Origin of the sequence: Adlercreutzia faecimuris, from assembly GCF_022669055.1 — a bacterium.
Lineage (GTDB): Bacteria > Actinomycetota > Coriobacteriia > Coriobacteriales > Eggerthellaceae > Enterorhabdus > Enterorhabdus faecimuris.
Map to the genome: position 1 here is coordinate 1 of NZ_JAJMLW010000006.1, position 1,747 is coordinate 1,747.

Below are 1,747 nucleotides of genomic sequence, written 5' to 3' on the forward strand. Positions count from 1 at the left end.
AGGGCGGCGTCGCCGGCGACCTCGCGGTTGAAGCCCACGTCGAGCAGCAGGCACAGGCCGGTGGAGGCCATGCCCTCGAGCAGGCTGGGGTTGGTGCCCCCGACCTCGTGGCCGTGGAGGTAGGCGAAGGCGCCCTCGCGCACCTTCTTCAGCAGCTCCTGGTCGTAGACGGTGCCGACGAACTTGATCCTGGGGTCGGACCTGAAGCCCGTCCTGCGCTCGAGCTCCTCGAGGAAGCCTCCGTCCACGCCGGTCACGAGCGCGAAGTCGCGCCCCGTGCCCGACGCCATGAACTCGCGGATCATGGTCTCGTAGTTGTTCTCCGGCACGAAGCGGCCGACCACGAGGTAGTAGCCGCCCGGCTCCAGCCCGCGCTCGGACAGCCAGCCCCTCCACGCCGGGTCGTCGTCGGCCAGCGCCGAGGGCCGCGCGTCGGCGCCGTAGGCGACGTAGGCCGTCCTCGGCGAGTAGCGCGCGTACTCCCCGCGGATGTAGGACTCGATGGTCAGGCTGTCGCACACGAGCAGGTCGGCGTGCTTGGCCATGAGGCGCTCGGAGAGCTTCCAGTAGGCGCGCACCGGCGCGCTCCACTTGGCCCGCAGCCACTCGTGGCCGTCCGGGTTCACCATGAGCGTCCCGCCGAGCGCGCGGATGCGCCGCGCGTAGCGCCCGACGAAGGGGCCGATGCGGCAGGCCAGCACGTAGAAGACGGGCGCCTCGAGGCCCCCCTCCTCCGCGTAGCGGACGGCCTGCCCGAGGGCGTCCAGGTCGTAGGTGACGGCGCGGGCGGCCCCGAGCGGGCGCCAGGGGACGCGGAAGCAGCGGGCCCCGTTGTGCTCGAACTCGGGCTCGGCGGGGGCGCCGTCGACGGCGCAGGCGACGTGGTACCGGATGTCCGGGGACGACCGGTGCTCGGTGAGCCTCTCCACGAAGGTCTCGAAGCCGCCGTAGGCGGCCGGGATCCCCTTGCACCCTATGATGAAGACGTCCCTCACGTCACCTCCCCTGCGCGCTGAGCACGACGCCCACCGTCTGGATGATCAGCTTGAGGTCGGCCCATATCCCGCACTGCTCGATGTAGAGCAGGTCCAGGTCGACCCACTCGTCGAAGGTGAGGTCGTCCCGGTTCATGCGGGTCTGCCAGTAGCAGGTGAGCCCCTGGCGAACCAGCAGGCGCTGGCGCTGGCGCGGGGTGTAGGCGGCCACCTCGGAGGGCAGGGCCGGGCGGGGCCCCACCACCGACAGGTCGCCCCTGAGCACGTTCGCGAACTGGGGCAGCTCGTCGAGCGAGAGCTTCCTTATCACGCGGCCCACCCGCGTCACGCGCGGGTCCTCGCGCATCTTGAAGACGGGGCCCGTCTTCTCGTTCATCGAGCGCAGGGACTCGAGGCGCTCCTCGGCGTCGGGGCGCATCGAGCGGAACTTGTACATGGTGAACTCGCGGCCGCCGCGGCCCACGCGCGTCTGGCGGAAGATGACCGGGCCCGACGGGTCGTCGAGCTTCACGGCCACGGCGATGATCAGGTAGAGCCACGAGAAGGCGACGAGCACGAGCGCGCTGAACGCCACGTCGAAGGCGCGCTTGGCCGCCCGGTAGGCCCGCCTGCCGCACGCGAGCCGCGCGGCGGCGTCGGCGACGGCGGGGTCGGGGGCCTCGGGGGCCTCGTAGCCGGCGAGCTCGCGCACGGCGTAGCGGCGCGCCCGGGGCGGCACCGTCGCGGCGCCCGCGGGGCGCGCGGCGCCGGCG

Annotated in this window: 2 protein-coding genes; both read right to left on the reverse strand. The window is 72.6% G+C overall.

What is annotated here, in order from left to right:
• The coding region (gene cps2T / locus LPT13_RS11610) for a beta 1-4 rhamnosyltransferase Cps2T (RefSeq protein WP_242166569.1) at positions 1 to 995 on the reverse strand (995 nt) is incomplete at its 3' end.
• 1 nt (position 996) lies between these two features.
• Positions 997 to 1,713 (reverse strand): sugar transferase, encoded by a 717-nt coding sequence (locus LPT13_RS11615; protein ID WP_430622583.1) that lies wholly within the window; start codon positions 1,711 to 1,713, stop codon positions 997 to 999.
• Between the last annotated feature and the right edge of the window lie 34 nt (positions 1,714 to 1,747).